The sequence below is a fragment of the Bartonella sp. CM120XJJH genome (assembly GCF_042194715.1).
Lineage (GTDB): Bacteria > Pseudomonadota > Alphaproteobacteria > Rhizobiales > Rhizobiaceae > Bartonella.
Genome location: NZ_JBHINE010000115.1, coordinates 1 through 683 on the forward strand (window position 1 = coordinate 1; position 683 = coordinate 683).

1 pseudogene is annotated in these 683 nt (G+C 44.4%); it reads left to right on the forward strand.

Features of this window, described 5'->3' with window-relative positions:
- A pseudogene (locus tag ACFIKU_RS10090) lies at positions 1-683 on the forward strand (late control protein); the annotation flags it as partial.

The following is a 683-nucleotide window of genomic DNA, read 5'->3' on the forward strand; positions in this document are numbered from 1 at the left end:
CATGAAAAACATTGCATCTCTTGGGATTTTAAATACAGCGCACGGGATGAAGCAGGTGCAGCCAATGGCTTAGAAACAGATGTGGGAGACGACCAAAAAGCCGCTGCTGATGCACGAGAACCAGAAGAAATTGATGATGATGAAAACTTTATCCATATGGATGACAGTGACAGAGCATCATCATCTGAATCGGAAAAAGCAGAAAAAGAATCGGAAAAACAAGAAGAAGACAAAGAGAAAAAAGGCGGTGTTCTTGCAACCTATCACGATATCCGCACTGGTGAAAAAAAAGAAGTCAAAGTTGGTAATCCGCCGTTTCATGAACTCAAATATACCTACCATAACCAATCAGAGGCTGTTGCGGCCATTGCTGCTTATCGCAATAAATCATCACGCGGTAAGTCTTCTTTCTCATGTGATATCGGTGGTGATCCGTTTGTACAAGCAGAAGCAAAGCTTGTTCAAGAGCCCCCTTTCCGCCCCTATATTCCAGCAGAATGGCGCATCAAAAGTGTTAAGCACAAACTTGATAAAACGGGTGGTTACACCACAAAAATAGAGTGCGAACTTTTTGATAAAGCGCAAGAAGATGCGGCTGGAAACGTTGCAAACACAACACCAGACAAAGACGACACCCTTGATCCAAACGCCCCACCAAACGCATGCGACGAAGGAGACGGCGT